The sequence below is a fragment of the Spirosoma harenae genome (assembly GCF_054776975.1).
In genome coordinates this window covers 113155-134656 of the sequence record NZ_BAAHBD010000007.1, presented here as the reverse complement: position 1 = coordinate 134656, position 21502 = coordinate 113155, and the positions used below count along the sequence as shown (strand labels likewise).

12 protein-coding genes are annotated in these 21502 nt (G+C 46.2%); 7 read left to right on the top strand and 5 right to left on the bottom strand.

All coding sequences use genetic code 11. From position 1 onward, the window contains the following. Positions 1-154: 154 nt before the first annotated feature. Positions 155-2587 (bottom strand): TonB-dependent receptor domain-containing protein, encoded by a 2433-nt coding sequence (locus tag ACYVE4_RS06480; RefSeq protein ID WP_460996167.1) that lies wholly within the window; start codon positions 2585-2587, stop codon positions 155-157. Between the two features lie 454 nt (positions 2588-3041). On the opposite strand from ACYVE4_RS06480, the gene ACYVE4_RS06475 reads away from it, so the two are divergent. After that, positions 3042-4022, top strand: a complete 981-nt coding sequence (locus tag ACYVE4_RS06475; RefSeq protein ID WP_460996166.1) for a pyruvate dehydrogenase complex E1 component subunit beta — start codon at positions 3042-3044, stop codon at positions 4020-4022. A 206-nt stretch (positions 4023-4228) separates the two neighbouring features. Then, positions 4229-4579, top strand: coding sequence for a hypothetical protein (locus ACYVE4_RS06470; RefSeq protein WP_460996165.1), 351 nt, complete (start codon positions 4229-4231; stop codon positions 4577-4579). A gap of 113 nt (positions 4580-4692) precedes the next feature. Here ACYVE4_RS06470 and nadC read toward each other — a convergent pair whose 3' ends face one another. The 3 genes from nadC to ACYVE4_RS06455 form a co-directional block, all read right to left on the bottom strand. After that, positions 4693-5526 (bottom strand): carboxylating nicotinate-nucleotide diphosphorylase, encoded by an 834-nt coding sequence (gene nadC, locus ACYVE4_RS06465; RefSeq protein WP_460996164.1) that lies wholly within the window; start codon positions 5524-5526, stop codon positions 4693-4695. A gap of 34 nt (positions 5527-5560) precedes the next feature. Then, positions 5561-6538 carry a hypothetical protein gene (locus ACYVE4_RS06460; RefSeq protein WP_460996163.1) on the bottom strand — a complete coding sequence of 326 codons (978 nt, stop codon included), beginning with the start codon at positions 6536-6538 and terminating at the stop codon, positions 5561-5563. Between the two features lie 404 nt (positions 6539-6942). Next, positions 6943-10539 carry a T9SS type A sorting domain-containing protein gene (locus ACYVE4_RS06455; protein WP_460996162.1) on the bottom strand — a complete coding sequence of 1199 codons (3597 nt, stop codon included), beginning with the start codon at positions 10537-10539 and terminating at the stop codon, positions 6943-6945. Positions 10540-10739: 200 nt separating this feature from the next. Here ACYVE4_RS06455 and ACYVE4_RS06450 point away from each other — a divergent pair, with 200 nt between their 5' ends. The 5 genes from ACYVE4_RS06450 to ACYVE4_RS06430 all read left to right on the top strand — a co-directional run bounded on the left by ACYVE4_RS06450 (position 10740) and on the right by ACYVE4_RS06430 (position 18416). Beyond that, positions 10740-11126, top strand: coding sequence for a hypothetical protein (locus ACYVE4_RS06450; protein ID WP_460996161.1), 387 nt, complete (start codon positions 10740-10742; stop codon positions 11124-11126). A 123-nt stretch (positions 11127-11249) separates the two neighbouring features. Then, positions 11250-14342 (top strand): protein translocase subunit SecDF, encoded by a 3093-nt coding sequence (secDF, locus tag ACYVE4_RS06445; protein WP_460996160.1) that lies wholly within the window; start codon positions 11250-11252, stop codon positions 14340-14342. Positions 14343-14510: 168 nt separating this feature from the next. Then, a complete protein-coding gene (locus ACYVE4_RS06440) occupies positions 14511-16013 on the top strand; it encodes an APC family permease (RefSeq protein ID WP_460996159.1) in 1503 nt (500 codons plus the stop codon). Positions 16014-16161: 148 nt separating this feature from the next. Then, the gene (locus tag ACYVE4_RS06435; protein WP_460996158.1) at positions 16162-16959 is read left to right on the top strand and encodes a sulfite exporter TauE/SafE family protein; all 798 of its coding nucleotides are present in this window, start codon (positions 16162-16164) and stop codon (positions 16957-16959) included. A gap of 53 nt (positions 16960-17012) precedes the next feature. Beyond that, positions 17013-18416, top strand: coding sequence for an MBL fold metallo-hydrolase (locus ACYVE4_RS06430; RefSeq protein ID WP_460996157.1), 1404 nt, complete (start codon positions 17013-17015; stop codon positions 18414-18416). Positions 18417-18632: 216 nt separating this feature from the next. Here ACYVE4_RS06430 and ACYVE4_RS06425 read toward each other — a convergent pair whose 3' ends face one another. Further along, entirely contained in the window at positions 18633-21482 is a 2850-nt protein-coding gene (locus ACYVE4_RS06425) for a M16 family metallopeptidase (RefSeq protein WP_460996156.1), read from the bottom strand. Positions 21483-21502 lie beyond the last annotated feature (20 nt).

Here is a 21502-nt window from a genome sequence, read left to right as displayed (position 1 = left end):
AAACGACCAATAGCCGTTTCCCGTTTCCTGGGTCTGTGTCCTCACAGACCCTGTACCGAATGATAGCGTTGGCCGAACTCCCCGTGTCTGTGCGGCCGGCGTCCCGGTCCTCACAGACACGGGGAGCTCGGCCCTTAGTTGATTCAAATCAATTTCATCGTCGGCCATCGTCATTGCTTATTTTTTTACTCTGTTTACCCCCCGAACTCATCTGACCAAACTTATAACTCAAGGTCAGGCGTACTGATCGATTGACAAACAGCGACGTATTTTGTGCCGTGAAAGTCGGCGCAAACTGCTCACCAGTTTGCCGATTACTCCGGTTGAACGGATTATTGAGGTTGAGTGTCAGCGTGATTTTCTTATCCATAAACTCTTTCTTCGCCGACAAGCCGTAATAATACCAACCCGAATTACGGCTTTGCAACGATACCCATCCCGAACTTACATAGCCATTTGCCTGCAAAGTGAAATCTTTCGGTAATTTATACGACGCATTTGGCCCCACGCTCCAGACCCAACCGCTCGTACGCTGATTGAGCGCAATACTTGTTAAATCGACATACGTAAGGTCGGCATTCAGGCTGATAGTTGTCTGTTTATTAGGCTGAAGCGAAAAATTCATATTCGCGCCGTAGCTGGCATTTCGCCCAATATTTTGTGGTGCCGATAGTGCCGCTCCCTGCGCATCGACAGTCGATAGCCATTCGATGGAATTATTCGTCTGTCGCCAGAATAATGCGGCATTAAATGACGAGCCTTCTTTGCCAAATGTGCTATAGGATAGTTCGGTAGCATGAGTCAATTCGGGATTCAAAAATGGGTTACCCGTCTGGACGTTTTTGGGATCGCTGTAATTCTTGTATGGATTTAGGAACCAGATCATTGGGCGCGAAATCCGTTGTGTATAACTAACCTTTACCGTATGCTTCGTATGGAATGTTTTCGCCAACGTAAAACTCGGAATCAGGTTCTGATATTGGTTTGAGAATCGACTTTGTGTTGTTACAAAATCGCCATGAATACGCGTGTTTTCAAGTCGGACACCCGCTGTTAAATTCCATTTTCGTTTCGAGTCCATTTTCAGCGACGTATACCCCGACGTAACCCGTTGACTATACGTAAACTCGTTCGAACGATTTGGGTCAATCACATAATCCTGTTCAAGACCAGTCGTTGCCTGTTCGATAACATATTCACTACCGATGTTCCGCAAAATTGTCTTAGCTCCGGCTTCCAGTTTGAAACTCAGTGTATCACGTTTCGTCCGGGCCATTAATGGATGCACATAATCCGTCTGGAGCGTGTATTCATTATTGCGACTAAGGTTTGTGCTTCGCTCCAGATAAGTCGGTATGGTCGATTCAATGCCGGTTTGCTGAATCGTATAGTAATAATTATCAGGCATCCGGGCGTATTGCGTCAGTACCGAAAACTCGCGCCCTGGCTTCTTAAACGACTTGGTCCAGCCAAGATTAAACTCCGTATTGCCGTAAGGATTTCGAAACTTAATATCGCGGTGATAGGCTTGTAATACGGCCCCCTGTGTATCAGTCAGGCGGCTATCTAATGTGCTATTATTTGGATAAGCCCCTCCCCAGGCATTGGCTGAAAAATTTATCCGGTTCGTCGTATCAGGGTCATAATCAAAGCTCATTTCTCCGTAACCGCCCGAGCCTGTGTTATCACGAAACGTACTTTGGCTTAGAATACTTGTTGGAACCCCGTTTGCCAAAGCCGTACGGGTGCTGTTAGTTTCGCCAATATTTCGAAACTGATAACCATTCAGCGAAATCGCCATACCGAGCTTTTTACCTTTTACATTCAGATTCCCACCAATTGATCGATTTAAGTTTCCTGCTGTCAGATTAACGGTCCCATTTGTTCCCTGAATAGCCTTTTTGGTAATAATATTGATAACCCCTGCCGATCCTTCGGCATCATATTTTGCCCCTGGACTCGTAATTACCTCGACCGATTTGATAATATTAGCAGGCATCTGTTTCAGGGCATCAGCCAGATTACGAGCCATAATACTGGACGGCTTTCCATTTACCAGCACTTTAATATTGCCACTGCCCCGCATTTTCAAATTGCCATCCAGATCAACCGTAAGCATCGGCACTTTACGAAGTACATCGGCCGCTGTCCCGCCCGTATTTGTTGCGTCTTTTTCGGCATTATAAACCAGTCGATCCCCTTTATCCTCAACTAAAGCTTTCTGCCCAACCACAGCCACTTCCTTCAAATTCCTCGTATCTGCTACCACATTAATTTGCCCTAGATCAATCAGCGGTTTCTCCGCTGTTATCCTGATAGTCTCCATCGTTTTGGTGCGATAACCGACAAAGGAAATTTCAAGTTTATACGCACCAACAGCAATTTTTTCGAGGAGAAAGGCTCCTTTGTCATTCGTAGTCACGCCCGTAACGATCTTATTATCTGCAGTTTTAAGGGCTACCGTAGCAAAAGGAATTGGCTTAGTCGTTAGTGAATCACTAAGCACACCACCGATATGACCAATAGTTGATTGGCTAAAGGCAAGACATGGCGATAAGTAAAGGAGAATCAGGAAAAGGTTTTTCATAACGGAGCAATCAAAATTTCATAGCTGTGGAGCAAAAGTAATGTGACAAAAATTAGCGGTTGATGACGTTATGATTCTTTAACATACTTTGACATTCTTTAACATTTTTACCGATTGACGCGACCAAATCGGCTCTTACACTGCTTCACGATAGCTTTTCGTGTTACCCCCAACCCCCAGAAGGGGGCTCCACTTGACTATTCTCTGACTTAATCCCCTTCAGGGGTTGGGGGTAATACGCAGTACCTACTTATTATGACCAACATCGTGGTTCATCTGTGCATACCAGGCAGCCTGTTTTCCTAGTTAGTAGCTCCCGATTCCAAGATTTGGGAAAGCCTTCGATCGGATTTGATGAATCAGGGCATTTTGCCTAATTTTGGCTGATTTTTAGCCCCTCACCCGCTGCGATAGTGCGATTGGGTAAGTACTAACCGAAATTAATACACTCAGCATGAGAGAAATACAATTCCGTGAAGCCCTGCGGGAAGCCATGACGGAAGAAATGCGTCGGGACCCGCTGGTTTATCTGATGGGCGAAGAAGTCGCCGAATACAACGGAGCCTATAAAGTTAGTCAGGGTATGCTGGACGAATTCGGTCCAGAGCGCGTAATCGATACCCCTATTGCTGAGCTTGGTTTTGCCGGTATTGGTGTCGGCTCGGCAATCAATGGCTTACGGCCTATTATTGAGTTCATGACGTTCAACTTCTCGCTGGTGGCCATCGATCAGGTGATTAACTCAGCGGCTAAAGTAATGTCGATGTCGGGCGGGCAATATTCCTGCCCGATTGTGTTTCGGGGCCCTACGGGTAACGCCGGTATGCTATCGTCGCAACACTCGCAGAACTTCGAAAACTGGTTTGCCAATACATCAGGTCTGAAAGTTGTCGTTCCGTCGAATCCATACGATGCGAAAGGTCTCCTGAAATCCTGTATCCGTGATAACGATCCGGTGATCTTTATGGAATCGGAATTGATGTATGGCGACAAAGGACAGGTTCCTGAAGAAGAATACCTGATTCCGATTGGACAGGCCAACATTGTTCGCGAAGGAAACGACGTAACAATCGTGTCGTTCGGTAAGATCATGAAAGTAGCGATTGCTGCTGCGGAAGAGTTAGCGAAAAATGGCGTTTCTGCCGAAGTAATCGACTTGCGTTCAGTTCGCCCGATTGATTACGCTACGATTATCAACTCGGTGAAGAAAACAAACCGATGCGTGATTGTTGAAGAAGCCTGGCCATTGGCAGCTATTTCGTCTGAATTGACTTACAACATCCAACGCAATGCGTTCGATTATTTAGATGCGCCAGTCGTTCGGGTCAATAGCATGGACTTACCTCTCCCCTACGCGCCAACGCTTATCGAAGCGATTTTGCCCAACGTAAAACGTACGTTGCAGGCCGTAGAAACAGTGATGTACAAGAAATAGTGATTACCTCTACCACAATAAAAAAGCGTCGGCCTATTAGATCGACGCTTTTTTATTGCATAAAAATACCCGGCTAGCTGGAACTGCCGGGTTGCTGATTAGCGCAATTGTAGGTAAAACGCCTGAACAATCCTTTTGGTTCAGTATGTGAAAAATAGTTAAATAGTTTTCCAACTTATTCAGCTTTTGAATAAACTTGGCTAAAAATGACTAAAAAGGTGGCAAAAAGCACGATTATGCGCCCTACCGGCCGAACGATTTACGAAGTCACAACACAACATATAGGAACGCTAACAACCCTACGGCACCGTGAATCGACCACCATCTTTTTCTCGAATCTTCGCAAAGCGGTCGATGCTATTTCAGCCGAACTAGCGTTGAATAACTGGCCACCAAAAGTAAATTATACAGCAGTATATAGAGGAGTAAAACAGCGCGAATTTTACAGCTGCGATTTTCACATGGCCGACTTGCGGGTATTCCGAATCAAAATAGTACCGCGCCTATTAAATCCAGCGCTACCCAGATTGGGAATTGATGAGAATCCGGCGAAGTAAACGCAAGGATAACTTTATTCCCGTTGCTGTGTCCTCACAGCAACCTGTCCGGCAGGTAAACGCTGGCTGACGCATAGGTCGCTGTGAGGACACAGCAACGGGAGTGCACTTATTTAATACGCTTTCAAACTCAAATCCAGGCTTTTAATTTGATGGGTAAGCGCACCAGATGAGATAAAGTCTACACCTGTTTCGGCATAGGCTCGCAGGTTTGTTTCATCAATCCCTCCAGATGCTTCGGTTACATATTGACCGTTAATAAGTCGAACCATATCGCGAATACCGTCGGGCGTGAAATTGTCCAATAAAATCACATCGACTTGTCCAACCCGCAGGACTTCTTCTACCTCCGCTCGGTTACGCGTTTCAACTTCGATGCGAAGGCTCCGACCTGTTTCTTTTAAATACGCTACAGCTTTTGTAATAGCCGCTTCGATGCTTCCGGCATAATCGACATGATTGTCTTTAATCAGAATCATGTCGTACAAACCAAAGCGGTGATTTACAGCGCCCCCGATTTTCGTCGCCATCTTTTCGCAGATACGAAAGTTAGGCGTTGTCTTGCGGGTATCTAAAAGTTTTGCCCGCGTCCCTTCGAGTAGGTTGACCAGCTCCCGCGTATGCGTGGCGATACCGCTCATCCGCTGCATGCAGTTTAAGACCAGTCGTTCAGCGGTTAGAATATTACGGGCGTTTCCGCTTACCGTCAAGACAACATCACCGGGCTTGATGCTAGCACCATCCTGCATCAATACTTCCACGACAAACGTTGGATCGACTTCGGCGAAAATGGCTTTGGCTACGTCAACACCAGCCAGAATGCCCGTTTCTTTTACCAGCAAACGAGCCCGTTTCTGAGCATCAGCAGGAATGGTAGAGAGAGATGTATGATCGCCGTCGCCAACATCCTCGGCTAAGGCTAATTGAATAAATTCGTGCAAATTCATGGGCGCAAGGTAGCAAATTTTATAGCGTACTGGTTTAGGGAGCCTCAGGATGATTCGGTCGATTAGGACATAAATAAGTACCATTACTTCCGCAGGCCGGACAGGTAATCGTTCTGGTATAGGTATTAAATGGTTTGAAAGGCTGCCCAAATTGCCTTTGCTCAGTTACGGTAATCGTTTTAGTACCCTGACACGTCGGGCAGCGCACCGTACCAATATCTCCACAGGTTATACAATGCGTTTTCGTTTCGCCAAAAGCAAGAGCCGTTTCTGATGAAGCGTTGATCAAATCAGCAGTTGATAGATCGACCGTTGATAGTCCAATAATTCGGTAGCCGCCCGTTGGACCACCAAGCAAACCCGCTGCAATAGGAATACTTTTAAAGTTAATCGTTTGTATTTCTGGCGACACTCGTTCGAAATACAAGTCATATTGAAGCGAGTCTACACCTGTTGGAATCGTAATTGGAACATCCAGATCAAACTTTCCGGCATTCATAATTCGAAAGGCCTGCCGAACGTCCTGTCGATTATATAAATACGTAGCCGAACTAATAATAAATCGACCTTCGCTACCCCCACTCCGTCTCCGAACAAATGTCAGTATCGTGCTTTTCTGGTCGTTTCTGATACGGGTCAGGATAATACCGTTGCCCAGAAAATTCGAGGACTCATAAGCAACTGGCCGGGGAGAGCCGTCGTCAGCCGCAAACCGTTGAGCTTCTTGCTTAATAAATAATGCGATCTGATCGGTTGGAGACCGGCGCAGGTTAATGTCAGTTGAGACTAGTACGTTACCATCTTCCATAACAATACGTTCAATGGTATTCTTCGGGATTTCCTGAAGCGGAGCGCGCGGATTATCGAAACTCTTCAGCAACAGCGTTTTCTCCTTAAACTCAACTTTACTAACCCGTCCAGAATGACCATTCTTGAAATAAATAGTGTGTTGAGCCAGTATGTGCCCTGATAACAATAGCCATGAAGCGCAGAAAGCTAATACAGTTTTCATCAGGTAGGGAGTTTATATTTCTTTCAGAAACAGATAGTCAAAGCTAATGTTTGTGGGAAAATAGTACACTAATCTAAGGACAGGATCGTCTTTTTTAATGGATGTATACTTACCATTCCTTTCTAAGAGTATTCTCAGAGAGAAGCGACTGATCATCTGTATTATAGCCTCGAATTCATTGATTTGAAGAAATTAATCGCTGCCCCCCGTGTCTGTGTCCTCACAGATACCCGTGCGTCAGCCAGTGCTGCCATCCGGTAAGGGGTCTGTGAGGACACAGACCTAGGAAGCCTACTTATTCTTTTCGGCAGTTATTTAGTGCAAATCAATCCATTTGGCAACTACCTTATAAACAAAAAAGACCCACCGGTGGATGAGTCTTTTTTGTTTATGATCTTATTTGATTAATGCACTTTCAATAGTTTCCTGATCGTTCGGTCGGTGCCCTGGTTTATTTCAAGTAAATAAATGCCATAAGGGAGCGCCGACAAATCGACTTTTTCAGAAAATACGGTCGTGTTTTTTTGTAGGGCAACCTGATGTCGGGACACGCCCAGATTAGCATCGATCAACTTGATGTCCACATTGCCTACATAGGGACTGTTGAGCTGAACGACGACATGATCTGTCGATGGATTCGGATAAACACGTACTGGCTCAGTATCAATCGAACCCGTTCCCAATCGTGCAGCAGTCGACCCAGCCCTCGAAACGAATATGGGGGTTTCGGTTAGCGTTAGGTTGATCTGATTATTGACAGTTGGCAGTACCTGCAAGGCCATCGAATCACATCCGGCTTTAGGGGTGTACACGTTTGCCGCACTCGCTGACCCTAAGTTCAACGTATATTGACCTGTACGCCCAACTTCGTCCGGAATCCAGAGCGCGTAGATCGATCGTCCATTGTGTTCATATCGGTCAACATTCGGATTCGTACTCAGTGACTCTTTAAATACATAGTCGCCAATTAGTTTTTTCGCCTGGTAGAAATAGTCGGCGGTGGGTTTACGTGTGAAATTGGCGTTTATAAAACCCATTGAGCAGAACTGTGTAGAACAGTCCAGATTCTGATCGTAGGTCTGATAAAAATCAACTCGATCTACGCCTTCCCGGCCGTATAAAAGGGCTGTTCTAAGGTTCCAATCAGCTTGTGTAGTCATTACTGATTTATTACCAATAGCGATGGCGCGTAGTGGACTTCCCTGATTCAGGTCATAACCCGATTCGGACACATAAACTGGCATATCATAGCAGGCATCGTGCGCCAGCTTCAACACATTTCGAACGACCTGAGCAGCCACCGATACTTCAGGAGCAGCACCTCGTGCCGAAGGACCGCTACCATTCTGCATCGAATTGGAATTATCGGGATAGAGGTGGTAATTAATAACATCCCAGCAAAGGTCGACACGCCCATCCGGTTTATATCCTCGAAATTCTTTACACCAGTCGATCATCCCCCGGATGTAATCGGTACCATTGGCAATTGAGCATAAACCGCCCATTACCACGGTCATGCTGGGGTCCGCATTTTTCACACCCACACCGGCGCCCATCGTGTTTTTATGTCCATCGTAAAACGCCGACATATTAGCTGCATACTCCCGACCCGTTTGGTAGGCGAGTCGTCCGCGCCACCACTTATCGCGCTCGTTATCGCACTCGATGTAGTTAATCAGTCCAAGACCAATTTTCACCACATTGGGAGGATCGTTCGTCCAGCGTGGATTGGGATTTACTTTCACCAAAGCCGGATCTACGGATGTATTCTTGCCATAGCGAGCAGCATACTGAAACGCCACTTTGGCCTGTTCGACATACGAAAGCGGGTTTGCATAGTCTTTGCCGAAGCGCAATGGCACATGATCGCTCCCCTGCTGATCGGCAGGATAGGTTGCGTTCATCCAGGGGGTCATATCTTTCAGACAGGCCATTACCTCAATACCATCTGCTTTGCAGCGTTCATACATGAGGTCATAATTCCAACCGCCAGCGTGGGTGGGGTTGAACGTATAATTGCCTTCGGTCAATTCCAGCTTTTCCCAGTCCATGTAGTGCCGTATCACCCCGAACGACTGCAATGCCTTTATTTTAGGTGCCGAAATACCTTCTACACCTGTCTGATAAAAATCCCATTCAAACCCATTGATACCGAGCAGGTTTTTAAATGTTGGGCTTTTTTGGGGCAATGAAGTCGCCGTTCTACTTCCAGACTGGTACGTTCCGTACAATTCTATTTCACGCGGCCAGAAATCTGTGGTATTAATCACCAGGTAACGTGCTCCCGTCACGACACTATCAAGCAGAAATTTAGCGTCTCCTGTCGTGTTTCGCGTTGGATAGGGCCCTACCCAGGCATCGTACTCCAACCCCTGGAATTGAGCGAGTTCGATGCGCTTCCAGTCGCTGGTGATAATCGAGATACGCATTGGGTTGGTGGAATTACTACCATTCCCGTCATACAACTTAATGGCTTTAATAGCCATCGACTCGCCAGCCAGCAAGGGATAATAGGCATCGTAGGTACTCAGGACTTTACCCCAGCCCGTTTGTATTTCATCGCTTGTATTTCCATCAAACAAGGCATTCAGGCCATTACTAACATTATTTAGCTGATACCATCGACTGGCATCAATCGGAATTTTGTCGCCTAAAACGACCGGAGTAGCCGTGGTTGTGCTACCGGGTGGTGTTACTGTTCCAGCATCGTCAAGTGGATGGCCGTATACCCGAATTTTAACCGGTAGTGCGTTACAATATTTGTGAATCACGATAGCCTCAGCGACCACCGATGGGAACGATAATTCCTGCCACTTCATGTAATCTGGCCCTGTAAAGGAGCCAAGTAGCGTTTTCTGCGTTCCGTTGAGGGCATAAATCAAGGCAGGATTGTCCGAAAATTGATCCTCGCCATCATAAAGTTCCAGTTTGGTCAGCGTGCTTTTGGCTTCCAGCTTGAGGGTCAGGTCCATCCATCGACAATTGTCGCTACTCCAGTCTGTCTGGACCAGACTACTCATGTTATCATTGAGATACGGCGTATAGTTCTGCGAGGTGGGCAGGCTCGATGTGACACTCGTTACGTTTACGCGCTCCTGGGCGTACAAAATAGCGTCGAGCGGATCGACGGGTAAGACCTTTCCATAAGCTCGAATCTTGACGGGTATATTATTGCAGTATTTATGAATCACGATTCCCTCAGCAACTATCGGCTCTGTCAATGGATATGATTTAAACTCCATGTATTTGTCGCCCGTAAAGGTGCCAAGCAAGGTTTTCTCTTTCCCGTTTAGCGCGTAGATCTGGGCCGGTGCCGACTCAAATGTTCCTTCCGCATCGTATAAGTCTAGCTTGGTTAGCAGGCTCTTTTTGCTGAATTTGACCGTAACATCCGTCCATTGAAAATTCGAGGGTTCCCAATAACTCTGCACCAGCTTCGCCATGTCATCGTTCAGATAGTCTGAATAATTCTGACCCGTTACAGGCTTGTCTTTTGCGGAAGCAAGCGTCAGTAAATCGAGTGGTTGCGGAATAGCCGTTGCCGACGTTATAACCTGACCGAATGCTTTGATCTTCTGAGGAATATTATTGCCGTATTTATAAATCATGATGGCATCGGCCACAAGCGGCTGAAACGGCGTAAGTGTTACCCAGCTCTTATAAGCAGAACCGTCAAAAGAGCCAATCAGCACGCGTTGAGTACCATTCATTGCATACAGCAAAGCCGGTTTATCTGAAAACGATCCTTCATAATCATACAAAGATAAGCTCGATATCAGACTTTTTTTCTCCAGTTTAAGCGTAACCTGTACCCAATTTTCATTGTTAGACCAGGCACTCTGCACGAGCTTATTCAGGTCATCGCTGAGCCACGGAGAATAATCCTGGCCGGTGTTTTCGCTGGGTGTGATTGATACAACTTTGAGTCGAACAGGAGCAGCAGCTGTATACCCTATCGTAAAAAGTAACAGCAAGAGGGCGGATAGAAGAAGTTTGAACATAGATGGTGATTGATATTAACCATTTATCATCAAACACCATACCATTTAGCTAAAACAGCCTGATAATCTGAAAGTTGAACCGTTTACTGCATTTTAGTATAGTTATTAGGAGAGTACTAGTTGTTTTTTGAAACTCTATAAAACTTATACTTGCATTCTACCGAAAATGGTACGAAATTTGTCATCCGCTAAGGAAATTTATGAAGCAACCCCGCGTCATACAACGTCTTTCGAGCTTGCTACTGGCTACCTTATTGCTGTTTACAGCAGTTGGAGGGTATAGTCATTCAGTCCAATCAAAGGCGTTACTGGCGAAAAAACAAGTTGCTGAGCAAGCCAAATCGAGCAAATCGACGGATGCTCCCTCATCGGATGCCCAACTAAGTTCGGCCCAATTTGAAGCGGTCGTAACCCCTGCTGTTCAACTCGGCGAATCAGGTCAGACGGCGTTTCTGCTTCCTGCGCCCACGCTTGTGATTTTACTGCTGATTAGTGTTGTACTGCTTCAGCATTTCACGCTGCCGCATTTTTACTTCTCGTATTTCAGGCACGTATTCGGGCACCATATTGCTACAAATGCGCCCTAGGCTTTCCGCCGATTGGCTTCCAATCTGATTTTACCTTCTCTTTTCCTGACAGATTACGTCTGTAAGGGGCATTTTTCTTTCTAATTCAATTTTCCAAAAGCAGGTATTTACCTGTGATTCCCAATGCAAAACAAAACCGGAATTCTTATTCTGACAGGAGTTATTGCTGCAATCTGCATCTACTTCCTGTCGTTTACCTTCGTCTCGCGAAGCATAAAGAGCGATGCCGAAACCTATGCTACTGACAAGCAAGGGGTTGTCGATCGGACGAAAAAACAACATTACCTTGATTCGCTCTGGAAAGAGCCTGTTTATTTGGGCAGTACGCTTCAGGAAGTAAGTGAACGTGAGCTTGGCCTGGGTCTTGACCTTCAAGGTGGTATGCACGTTGTATTGGAAGTGTCACCTGCCGATATTCTTCGTGGGCTATCGGGCAATAACCGCGATCCTAAATTCAATCAGGCGCTGAAACTGGCGTTGGAAGATCAGAAAACCAGCACCACCAAGTTTGTGGACCTGTTTGCTGATGAATTCAAGAAACTGGCTCCAGATACCAAACTGGCAACCGTTTTTGCAACCAGCGCAAACCGCAGCAAAATCAACTTCCAATCGTCGGATACAGAAGTTCGGAAGTTACTAAACACGGAAGTTGAAGGTGCCATTACGCGGGCTTATCAGATCATCCAGGCTCGGGTCGATAAATTCGGGGTAGCTAACCCAAACATTCAACGTCTGCCGGGTTCAGGTCGGATTCAGATCGAATTGCCAGGTGTTGACAACCCAGATCGCGTTCGTCGTCTGTTGACTGGCGCTGCGAAACTTGAATTTACCGAAGTGTATCGGCTGAATGAACTAGCTCCAGCCATTGAAGGCATGGGCGCTTATCTATTACGTGAAGAAACAGCTCTTAAAGCAGCTCTGAAAACAACTGCTCCGACTGCTGGAACGGCGACAAAAGGCGCATCAGGAACCTCTAGCCTGGAATCGCAATTAGCGCAAGGTTCTAAAACAGACTCAACGGGTAAAGCGAAAACCGATACAGCAGCCGCTGCTGCTCAGGGAAATGCGCTTACACAATTATTCCTGCCTGTTGGTCAGGATCAATTAGGTGTTTATTTGAAGGATACGTCTCGCGCTAACGCGGTATTAAATGCATCAGAAGTTCGTGGGCTGTTCCCTGCCGATGTGGTATTTGCTTGGGATCGTAAGGCGTTTAAAGCGACGGATGGCAAAGAAATTCTACCCCTTTATTTCGTCAAAAAGCCAAGTGGGCGTGCTCCGCTAGAAGGGGATGTAATCACCGATGCGACGAACGATTACGATGATCGTGGTCGTCCGGAAGTTACGATGAACATGAACGCGGAAGGTGCCCGTAAATGGCGCAATCTGACAGCGGCTAATGTAAACCGCCCCGTAGCGATCTTGCTGGATAATCTGGTTTACACGGCGCCAAACGTACAGAACGAAATTCCAAACGGCCGCTCGAGCATCTCGGGTAACTTCACTGTTGAAGAAACTAAAGACTTATCGAACGTACTGAAAGCCGGTAAATTACCTGCGCCAACCAACATTGTTGAAGAAAGCGTTGTGGGTGCTACATTGGGTTCAGAAGCCGTTAGCGCTGGTGTTCTTTCGTCGCTGGTAGGTATTCTGCTGGTATTAGGCTTTGTTGTATTCTACTACAATCGCGCAGGTCTCATTGCTGATATTGCTCTGATTGTCAACCTGTTCTTCTTACTAGGCGTAATGGCTTCCCTAGGTGCGGTATTGACCATGCCAGGTATTGCTGGTATCGTACTCTCGATTGGTATGGCCGTTGACGCGAACGTACTGATTTTTGAGCGTATAAAGGAAGAACTCGCCGAAGGTAAAGCCTTCAAAGTTGCGGTTGCCGACGGGTTTAAAAACGCCATGTCGTCGATCATCGACTCAAACGTAACGACGTTCCTGACGGGTATCGTTCTCTTTATTTTCGGTACAGGTCTGATTCTGGGCTTTGCGACTACGCTGATCATTGGTATTTTGACATCATTATTCGCGGCTATTTTCATTACCCGCCTGATTCTGGAATACTATATCCGTAATGGTCAGACGCTCACCTTTAGCTCGTCTTGGGCAAAGAACCTGTTTGCCGATTCCAACTTCGATTTCGTATCGCGCCGGAAGCTGTATTATACGGTTTCGTCGGTGATTATTGCAGCGGGTATCATTTCTGTCCTTTTCAAAGGTTTCGGTCTGGGCGTTGATTTCAAAGGTGGTCGTTCTTACGTTATTCGTTTCGAAAAATCGGTAAGTACCGACGACGTTCGTAACTCGCTGGAGGGTGTTTTAGGCGCATCACCGGAAGTTAAAACCTATGGTGGTACGGGTATTGGTGCCAATCAGGTGAAAGTTACGACGCCTTATCTGGTGGATGATAATTCGCAAGGCGCTGATAAGCGAGCTGAAGCGGCTGTCTATAAAGGGTTGAGTAGTCTGCAAGGCAACCCCGCTAAAATCGAAAGCTCTCAGAAAGTTGGTCCAACGATCGCCAACGATATCATGACCTCTGCTTTGTGGTCTATTCTTTTAGCGGTAGCCGTCGTATTCATCTACATTCTGATTCGATTCAAACGCCTGGCGTTTGGTTACGGTGCCGTAGTCGCTATGTTCCACGACGTACTGATCATTCTGGCTATCTTCTCGATTTTCAACGGTTGGTTGCCATTCTCATTAGACGTTGACCAAGCGTTTGTTGGTGCTCTGCTTACAATTATGGGTTACTCGATGAACGATACCGTTGTCGTGTTTGACCGGGTTCGTGAATACCTGGCTGAAAACCGGGGTAAGAGAGAAAGTATTCCGACGATTATCAACAACGCGTTGAACAGCACGCTAAGCCGTACGGCCGTAACGGGTTTCTCAACAATTCTGGTTCTGCTGGTTCTATTCATCTTTGGTGGCGAAACCATCCGAGGTTTCTCGTTCGCCATGTTGATCGGTGTTATCGTTGGTACCTATTCATCGCTGTTCGTCGCTACGCCAATTGTGGTTGATGCGCTTAGCCGCGATCAGGAAAAGGATGAAGCTGCACCAGCTCTGGCCGAAAAGAAAACGGGTTACGACGCCATTCCAGCTGACTTTACAACCAAAGCAGCGCCAACGCCAGAAGAATTTACGGCGACTAAAAAAGAGAAGAAAGACAAAAAACCATTGATTCGTCCTTCTCAATCGTAATGAATTAAGTGATTGAGCGAATGAGTGATTGAGTGAAAAAATGTAGCGAGAAATAATTCGCACAATCACTCAATCACTCATTCGCTCATTTTATTTCGTATCTTTCCCAACGTTTTAACCTAAGAATCTTTTTCAAAAAGACACAATCACCAAACTCTATTTCCCTACATGGAGACTAAATTTAAACCAGTTGATACGAGTGTCATGCGCAAAAAGCCGCTTTCGGCTTATGCCGCAGATGCACAAAAAAGCGAGCTGAAACGTGTACTAACCCGCTGGGGCTTAACCTCACTAGGTATCGGCGCTGTAATTGGGGGCGGTATTTTCGTACTGACCGGTATTGCCGCTCGCGAATGGGCTGGACCAGCCCTAGCACTGGCCTTTATCATTGCAGGGGTTGCTTGTACATTTGCCGCGTTATGCTACGCTGAATTTGCATCGATCCTACCAGTGGAAGGCTCTGCTTATGCCTATTCATACGGTACAGTTGGTGAGTTGTTTGCCTGGTTGATTGGCTGGAATCTGATTCTAGAATACATGATGGGAGCCACAACGGTAGCCGTGAGCTGGTCGGGATATTTTGAGAAATTTCTCCATCTCTTCCATATAGAACCGCCTATATGGTTGATGAACGACCCGGTAACTGCCCATGAAAAGGCTGACGCGCTGCGTGCAGCTGGCACTGCCGTTCCTGATTTCACTTTTGCCGTTAATTTACCCGCTCTGCTGATCGTTTGGGTCGTAACGTATATTCTTGTCAAAGGAATCAAAGAAGCGGCCAGCACCAACAATCTGATCGTAATGCTGAAGGTAGCTACAGTTATTTTCGTCATCATAGCTGGTGCCTTCTTCGTGGATACAGCTAACTGGACCCCATTCATTCCAAACGCTGTCGTTGACGATTCTGGTCAAACCCATTTTGGTATGCCAGGTATTGTTACCGCTGCTGGTATTGTGTTCTTCGCGTATATCGGATTTGATGCCGTTTCAACACAAGCCGGTGAAGCGATCAACCCGAAGAAAGACGTTCCATTCGCCATTATCGCGTCGTTGCTGATCTGTACAGCGCTCTACATTTTGGTTTCGCTCGTTCTGACAGGTATGGTCAAATTTGATACACTCGACCTAAAAGCTCCTGTTGCGCAAGCTTTCGCTGATGCTGGCCTAACCTGGGCGGTTTATCTGATTACAATTGCAGCCATTGCCGGTTTAACTTCTGTAATGCTGGTGATGATGCTTGGCCAGACTCGCGTTTTCCTCGGTATGGCTAAAGATGGTCTGTTGCCAAAGGGCCTTTTCGCGTCAATTCACCCAACCTTTAAAACGCCCTGGAAAAGCACGATTTTCGTTGGTACGATTGTCTCAATCGTAGCAGCCGTTACACCGATTGACAAAGTGTCGCAGTTGACTAGCTCAGGAACGCTGTTTGCCTTTGCCATGATTTGCGGTGCTGTATGGCTACTTCGTGTTCGGGAGCCGAATCTGGAGCGTCCTTACAAAACGCCTGCTCTACCCGTCATTGCTACGCTGGGTATTTTGGCCAATCTCTATCTAATGTGGAACCTGCGTACGGATACCAAAATCACATTTGTTGTCTGGTGTATTCTGGGCCTTATCGTGTATTTTGCTTATAGCCGCAACCATAGTAATTTGAATAATCCAGAGGAATAGTCTCTGTTACTTTTATTTAATACACGAAAACCCTTCGGCTACGTCGAGGGGTTTTCGTGTATATACCCGTTGAATCTGCCTAACTATTCTAGTTTCCATTAGTCTATAGACTAATGATCTCACGTATGAAGCGTAGTTTTGTCTTCTAATGAGTGTACAGGAAATAATTGGCTACGCTTCGGCTATTCTGGTGGGATTAGTAATTGGGCTTGCAGGAGGTGGTGGTTCCATCCTGACAGTACCAATCTTTGTGTATGTTTTCAACGTTCCTCCTGTGTTAGCCACAACGTATTCGCTATTTGTCGTTGGCTCAACGTCATTAGTTGGTTCGGTAAATCATATCTGGAAAAAACAGGTAAACCTGCCTGTTACGTTGGCTTTCGCTCTTCCTTCTTTCTTATCGGTTTATTTAAGCCGACGCTTTTTAGTACCCAATTTACCCGATCCTTTATTTCAATTCAATCAATTTAGGCTTTCGAAAAGCGACGCGATTTTATACTTCTTTTCAATTGTCATGATCATAGCCGCTCGGGCAATGATTCGTAATGACCGACCTGAGCAAGGTGAAGCCGCCGATGGCCATCCACGATACGGCAGTTTATCCCTTGACGGACTCGCTGTCGGATTGTTAACTGGAACGATTGGCGCGGGTGGAGGCTTTCTGATCGTACCCATGCTTGTACTACTGGCTGGCTTACCCATGCATCGGGCTGTAGCCACATCCGTACTTATCATTGCGGTAAATTCGTCAGTTGGTTTTTTGGGCGATATCCACCATACGGAGCTAGATTGGAATTTTCTGCTGCCGTTTACGGGTTTATCCATCATCGGAATCTTTATTGGGATGTATTTATCCCGATTTATGCCGCCTGATAGGCTCAAAAAAAGCTTCGGCTGGTTCGTATTGATTGTAGCCGTTTACATGATTTTGAAAGAGACTTTCTAAACGTTTTTCAGGTTTAATACTAAGACTGAAGCGTGAAACCCAAAACAATAGATATGATAATTGAACAACTATATACAGGTTGCCTTGCACAGGGTGCCTATTATATTGAAAGCAACGGCGAAGCCGCTATTATCGACCCACTTCGAGAAACCGCACCCTATATTCGGAAAGCAGAAAAAGCAGGGGCGAAAATAAAGTACGTTTTTGAGACCCATTTCCATGCTGATTTTGTCTCAGGCCATCTGGATTTAGCGAATAAAACGGGAGCAGCTATTGTGTATGGTCCAAATGCCAATACAGCCTACCAGGCACATCATGCTCAGGATGGCGAGCTTTTTTCACTAGGAAGCGTCACGATTAAAGTATTGCATACACCAGGCCATACGCCGGAATCTGCTACGTATTTACTCATCGACGAAACTGGCAAAGACTACGCTATTTTCACCGGCGATACGCTCTTCATTGGCGATGTTGGTCGGCCTGATTTAGCAATTAAAGGTGATTTAACTGAGCGAGATTTGGCAGGTATGCTTTATGATAGTCTGCATACCAAAATTATGCCGCTTGCCGATGATGTCATCGTTTATCCTGCCCATGGAGCTGGTTCGGCCTGTGGCAAGAATATGAGCAAGGAAACGACTGATAAGTTGGGCAATCAGAAACGATTCAATTACGCCCTGCGCGCTAAATCGAAAGAAGAATTTATCGAAAAAGTGCTGGATGGGTTGACTACAGCCCCAGCCTATTTTGCTGAAAATGCCCGTTTGAACAAAGAAGGTTACGAATCAATTGACCGAGTTCTTCAACGTGGAAGTCAGCCACTTTCGCCAGCTGCCTTTGAAGCTGCGGTAAATGAAACAAGCGCTTTAGTTCTGGACGTTCGGAATGCGGCTGATTTTGCGCAGGGCTTCATTCCAAATTCAATCAATATTGGATTAAATGGCCAATTTGCCCCATGGGTCGGCTCGCTTATCCCCGATTTAACCCAGCCTATCGCACTTGTTACACCCGTTGGTCAGGAATCCGAAACAGTACTTCGACTGGCTCGCGTTGGCTATGATAATTGTATAGGTTTTCTAGAAGGCGGCTTTTCCAGTTGGCAACAGGCAGACAAAGAAGTCGACACGATTGAGTCAATTTCGGCAGAAGAGTTTGCGAATCGTTGGGAGCAGGATTCTAGTCTATCTGTTGTCGACGTCCGGAAACCCACCGAGTTTGCAGTTGACCATGTTCAGGATGCAGAAAATTTTCCACTAGATAATCTAAACGATTACATGGCTGAAATTCCGCGCAATGAGCCTGTTTACGTTCACTGCGCTGGCGGTTACCGTTCTATGGTCGCCAATTCGATCCTGAAAGCGCGTGGTTTTGATAATGTCGTGAACGTAGAAGGCGGTATTGCTGCGATCAAGAAAACAGCTGTACCAGTTATTGAGTCGACAGCGGTAAAACATTAGCTACTATTTATAATATATTCCTTTGTCCTCAGAATTAAGTGAATCCAGGATTCTCCTGATTGCGTAGCGATCCAAGGTTTGTAGTTAAAGAGAAAATTCACACCAACCAGCGTGCCGTAGGTACGCAACTAAATGTTAGTTGCGTACCTACGGCACGCTGAGCGTATTAAATGGCAATTATTTCTACAAACATGACGTGTCTACGTTAACCTTAGCCTACTGCTTTTTCTCCGGCATCAAAACCAATCGGATAAAGTTCTGGCCTAAGTACTGATTAGCAGCTGCTTTGGTACTTTCAACAGTGACTTTTTCTAACAGTTCTTTTTCGTGTAAAACCTCGTCTGGTGCATCACCATTGTAATATTGATTCTGTAGATAGCCGAGCCAGAACTGATTGTCTTTCAGTTGAACTTCGGTTTCGCGACGAGTTTCGGCTTTGAATTTGGCAATATCAGCAGGAAGAGCACCTTTTTGCTTTACATCATTAATCAACTCCTGCGTTTTCGCAATCAGTTTTTCGACGTTATCAGGTCCACAGCCGAAATTAATGCGGAACGTGTAACGCGATACAGGATACTTTGCATAGGCCGCACTAGCGCCAACTCCGTAAACCCCACTCTCCTCTTCCCGAAGCTTTTCTATCAATTTGATTTCCAGCACTTCGGCCAGCGCATCCAACTGCGTAGTCGTTTCGGGAGACCAGGTTAAATCGCCACTAAATACCAACTGCACCGAAGCTTTTGGATCAAGGCCGCGATAGACCGTTTTACTGATTTGACCCGATGGAATACGAATGCCTAAGTCTTTGAATTTCTCGTCTTTACCCGTCGTAGGCAGCCCACCGAGGTATTTTTCGACCAACGATTTTAGTTGGTCTTCTTTAAAATTACCGACGAAAAAGAATCGAAAATCCCCGCCATTAGCGAAGCGTTCCTGATAAATTTGTAAAGCTCGATCCAGATCAATTTTATCCAAATCTTCCGGCTTAAGCGGTTGGCGACGTGGGTTATTAGCGCCCAGCGTTACCGCTACCGTATCCTGAAATACCTTCGCTGGCGTAGGCGTATTGATCTGGTTCTGCAACCCACTCCGCTGATTCGACAGGAACCCTTTTATGACATCAGGATCTTTGCGCGGTTGGGTGAAATAGCTGTATAGTAATTGCAATGCCGTTTCCAGATCTTTTGGCGCTGCACTCCCGTTTACCCCCTCGCTCAATTCGCCTACATACGGAAACACATTGACTTGTTTACCAGCCAGGAATTTCCCTAACTGAATCTGATTATAGGCACCCGTTCCGCCCATTGCTGTCAATGTAGACGAAAACCGGGCTGATTGAAAATCTTTCAGATCGTAAAGCGACGTACCGCCGAAGCTATTGGCCGAGAACAGAATCTGATCATTTTTAAAATCAGTTGGTTTCAAGACGACCTTTACGCCGTTTTTAAGCGTCCACTCCGTTACGCCGATATCGGTGATTTTCTTCTCGTTTACAACGGGCGATCCGGTAGGTTGTGTAGCCAATAATGGACTGTCGATGGTTTTATCTTCGTAGGCAGTCAGGCCTTTTCCGGCGTCATTCACGTAGCCGAGAATCTGCTCTACCGTCGGGAGTTTGTCTTTCTCTTTTTCAGGAGCCATCACAATTACGGCCCGATTGTCATTATGAATAAACTGATCGACTAGTTTATTGACTTCATCCAGTTTGATTCCATCCTGTACTTTTTTCAGGAAGTTGTAATAGAATTCGATGCTGGTATACGGCTCTTTATCCGTAAAATTCTGGACGTACTCATTAATATAATTGGCTGATCGCGTTTTATTCCGTTCGCTATAAGCCTGCTCCACATTGGTCATAAACTCCTGTTTGGCGCGCGCCAACTCAGTGGTCGTAAAACCAAATTGTTTAACCCGGGCATTTTCGTCCAGTACGGCCCGGATCGCTTTTTCGACATTACCGCCTTTCGCAACGGCAATCGATGTAAACGCATCGAGGTTTCCCAAAAAGTCACCGTAATTGCTATAGCCTCCTAAAAAGGGCGGATCAGCTTTTTGCGTCAACTCCTGAATCCGGTTGCCTAACATTGTATTGAACAACCCTCTTTTGATGCTCTCGCGTAAATCGTTCAGAGTTTTCTCTTTGATTTCAGGTCGTTTATAAATTACCTGAATTACCGTGTTGGGCTGCTCAGGATCAGTTACGATCACGACTTTGGTGTCTTTGTGGGCAGGAATTTCATATTCCGTACGAGGTTTCGGGTTTTTAAGCGCCGGAATCCGACCGAATTTCTCCCGAATAATTCCTTCAACTTGTTTTTCATCAAAATCACCAACAGCAATCACAGCCATCAGATCGGGCCGATACCAATCAGCGTAGAATTGCCGTAACACTTCGGGTTTGAAGGTCGTCAGCACTTGTTCCGTACCAATTGGTAATCGTTTGGAATACTGCGAGTTATTTAAAAGAAGCGGAAAATACTTATCGCGCATCCGCTGACCAGCTCCGCGTCCAAGCCGACGCTCTTCCAGGACAACTCCGCGTTCTTTATCGACTTCCGTTGGATCGATGGTAGCATTATGCGCCCAGTCTTCCAGAATTTGAAATGCTTTGCTGAATACATTCGCTGAATCGGTCGGTACAGGAAGTTGATAAACCGTTTCGTCGAAGCCAGTGTACGCATTCAGGTCGGCGCCAAAGCGAACGCCCGCCGATTGGAGGAAATTGACCAGTTCGTTTTTGGGGAAGTTTTTGGTGCCGTTAAACTCCATGTGTTCCATGAAGTGCGCCAGTCCCTGCTGATTGTCCGTTTCCAGTACCGACCCCGCCCGAATCACCAGACGAAGTTCAGCGCGGTTTTTAGGTTCGGCATTTTTGCGGATGTAATAGGTTAGGCCATTCGGCAATTTACCGACTTTCACGGCTGGGTCAGTCGGTATGGTACTGTTCAGATTCATATCGGTCCGCGCAGCCTTAGCCTGTGCAGACGATTTAGTTTTCGGCGCGGGCTGGGCAATTACCAACGAAGCGCCACATAATAAACTCAGTACTAGCGGAAAACGTACCATTCGGTCGTTCGAATTAAGGA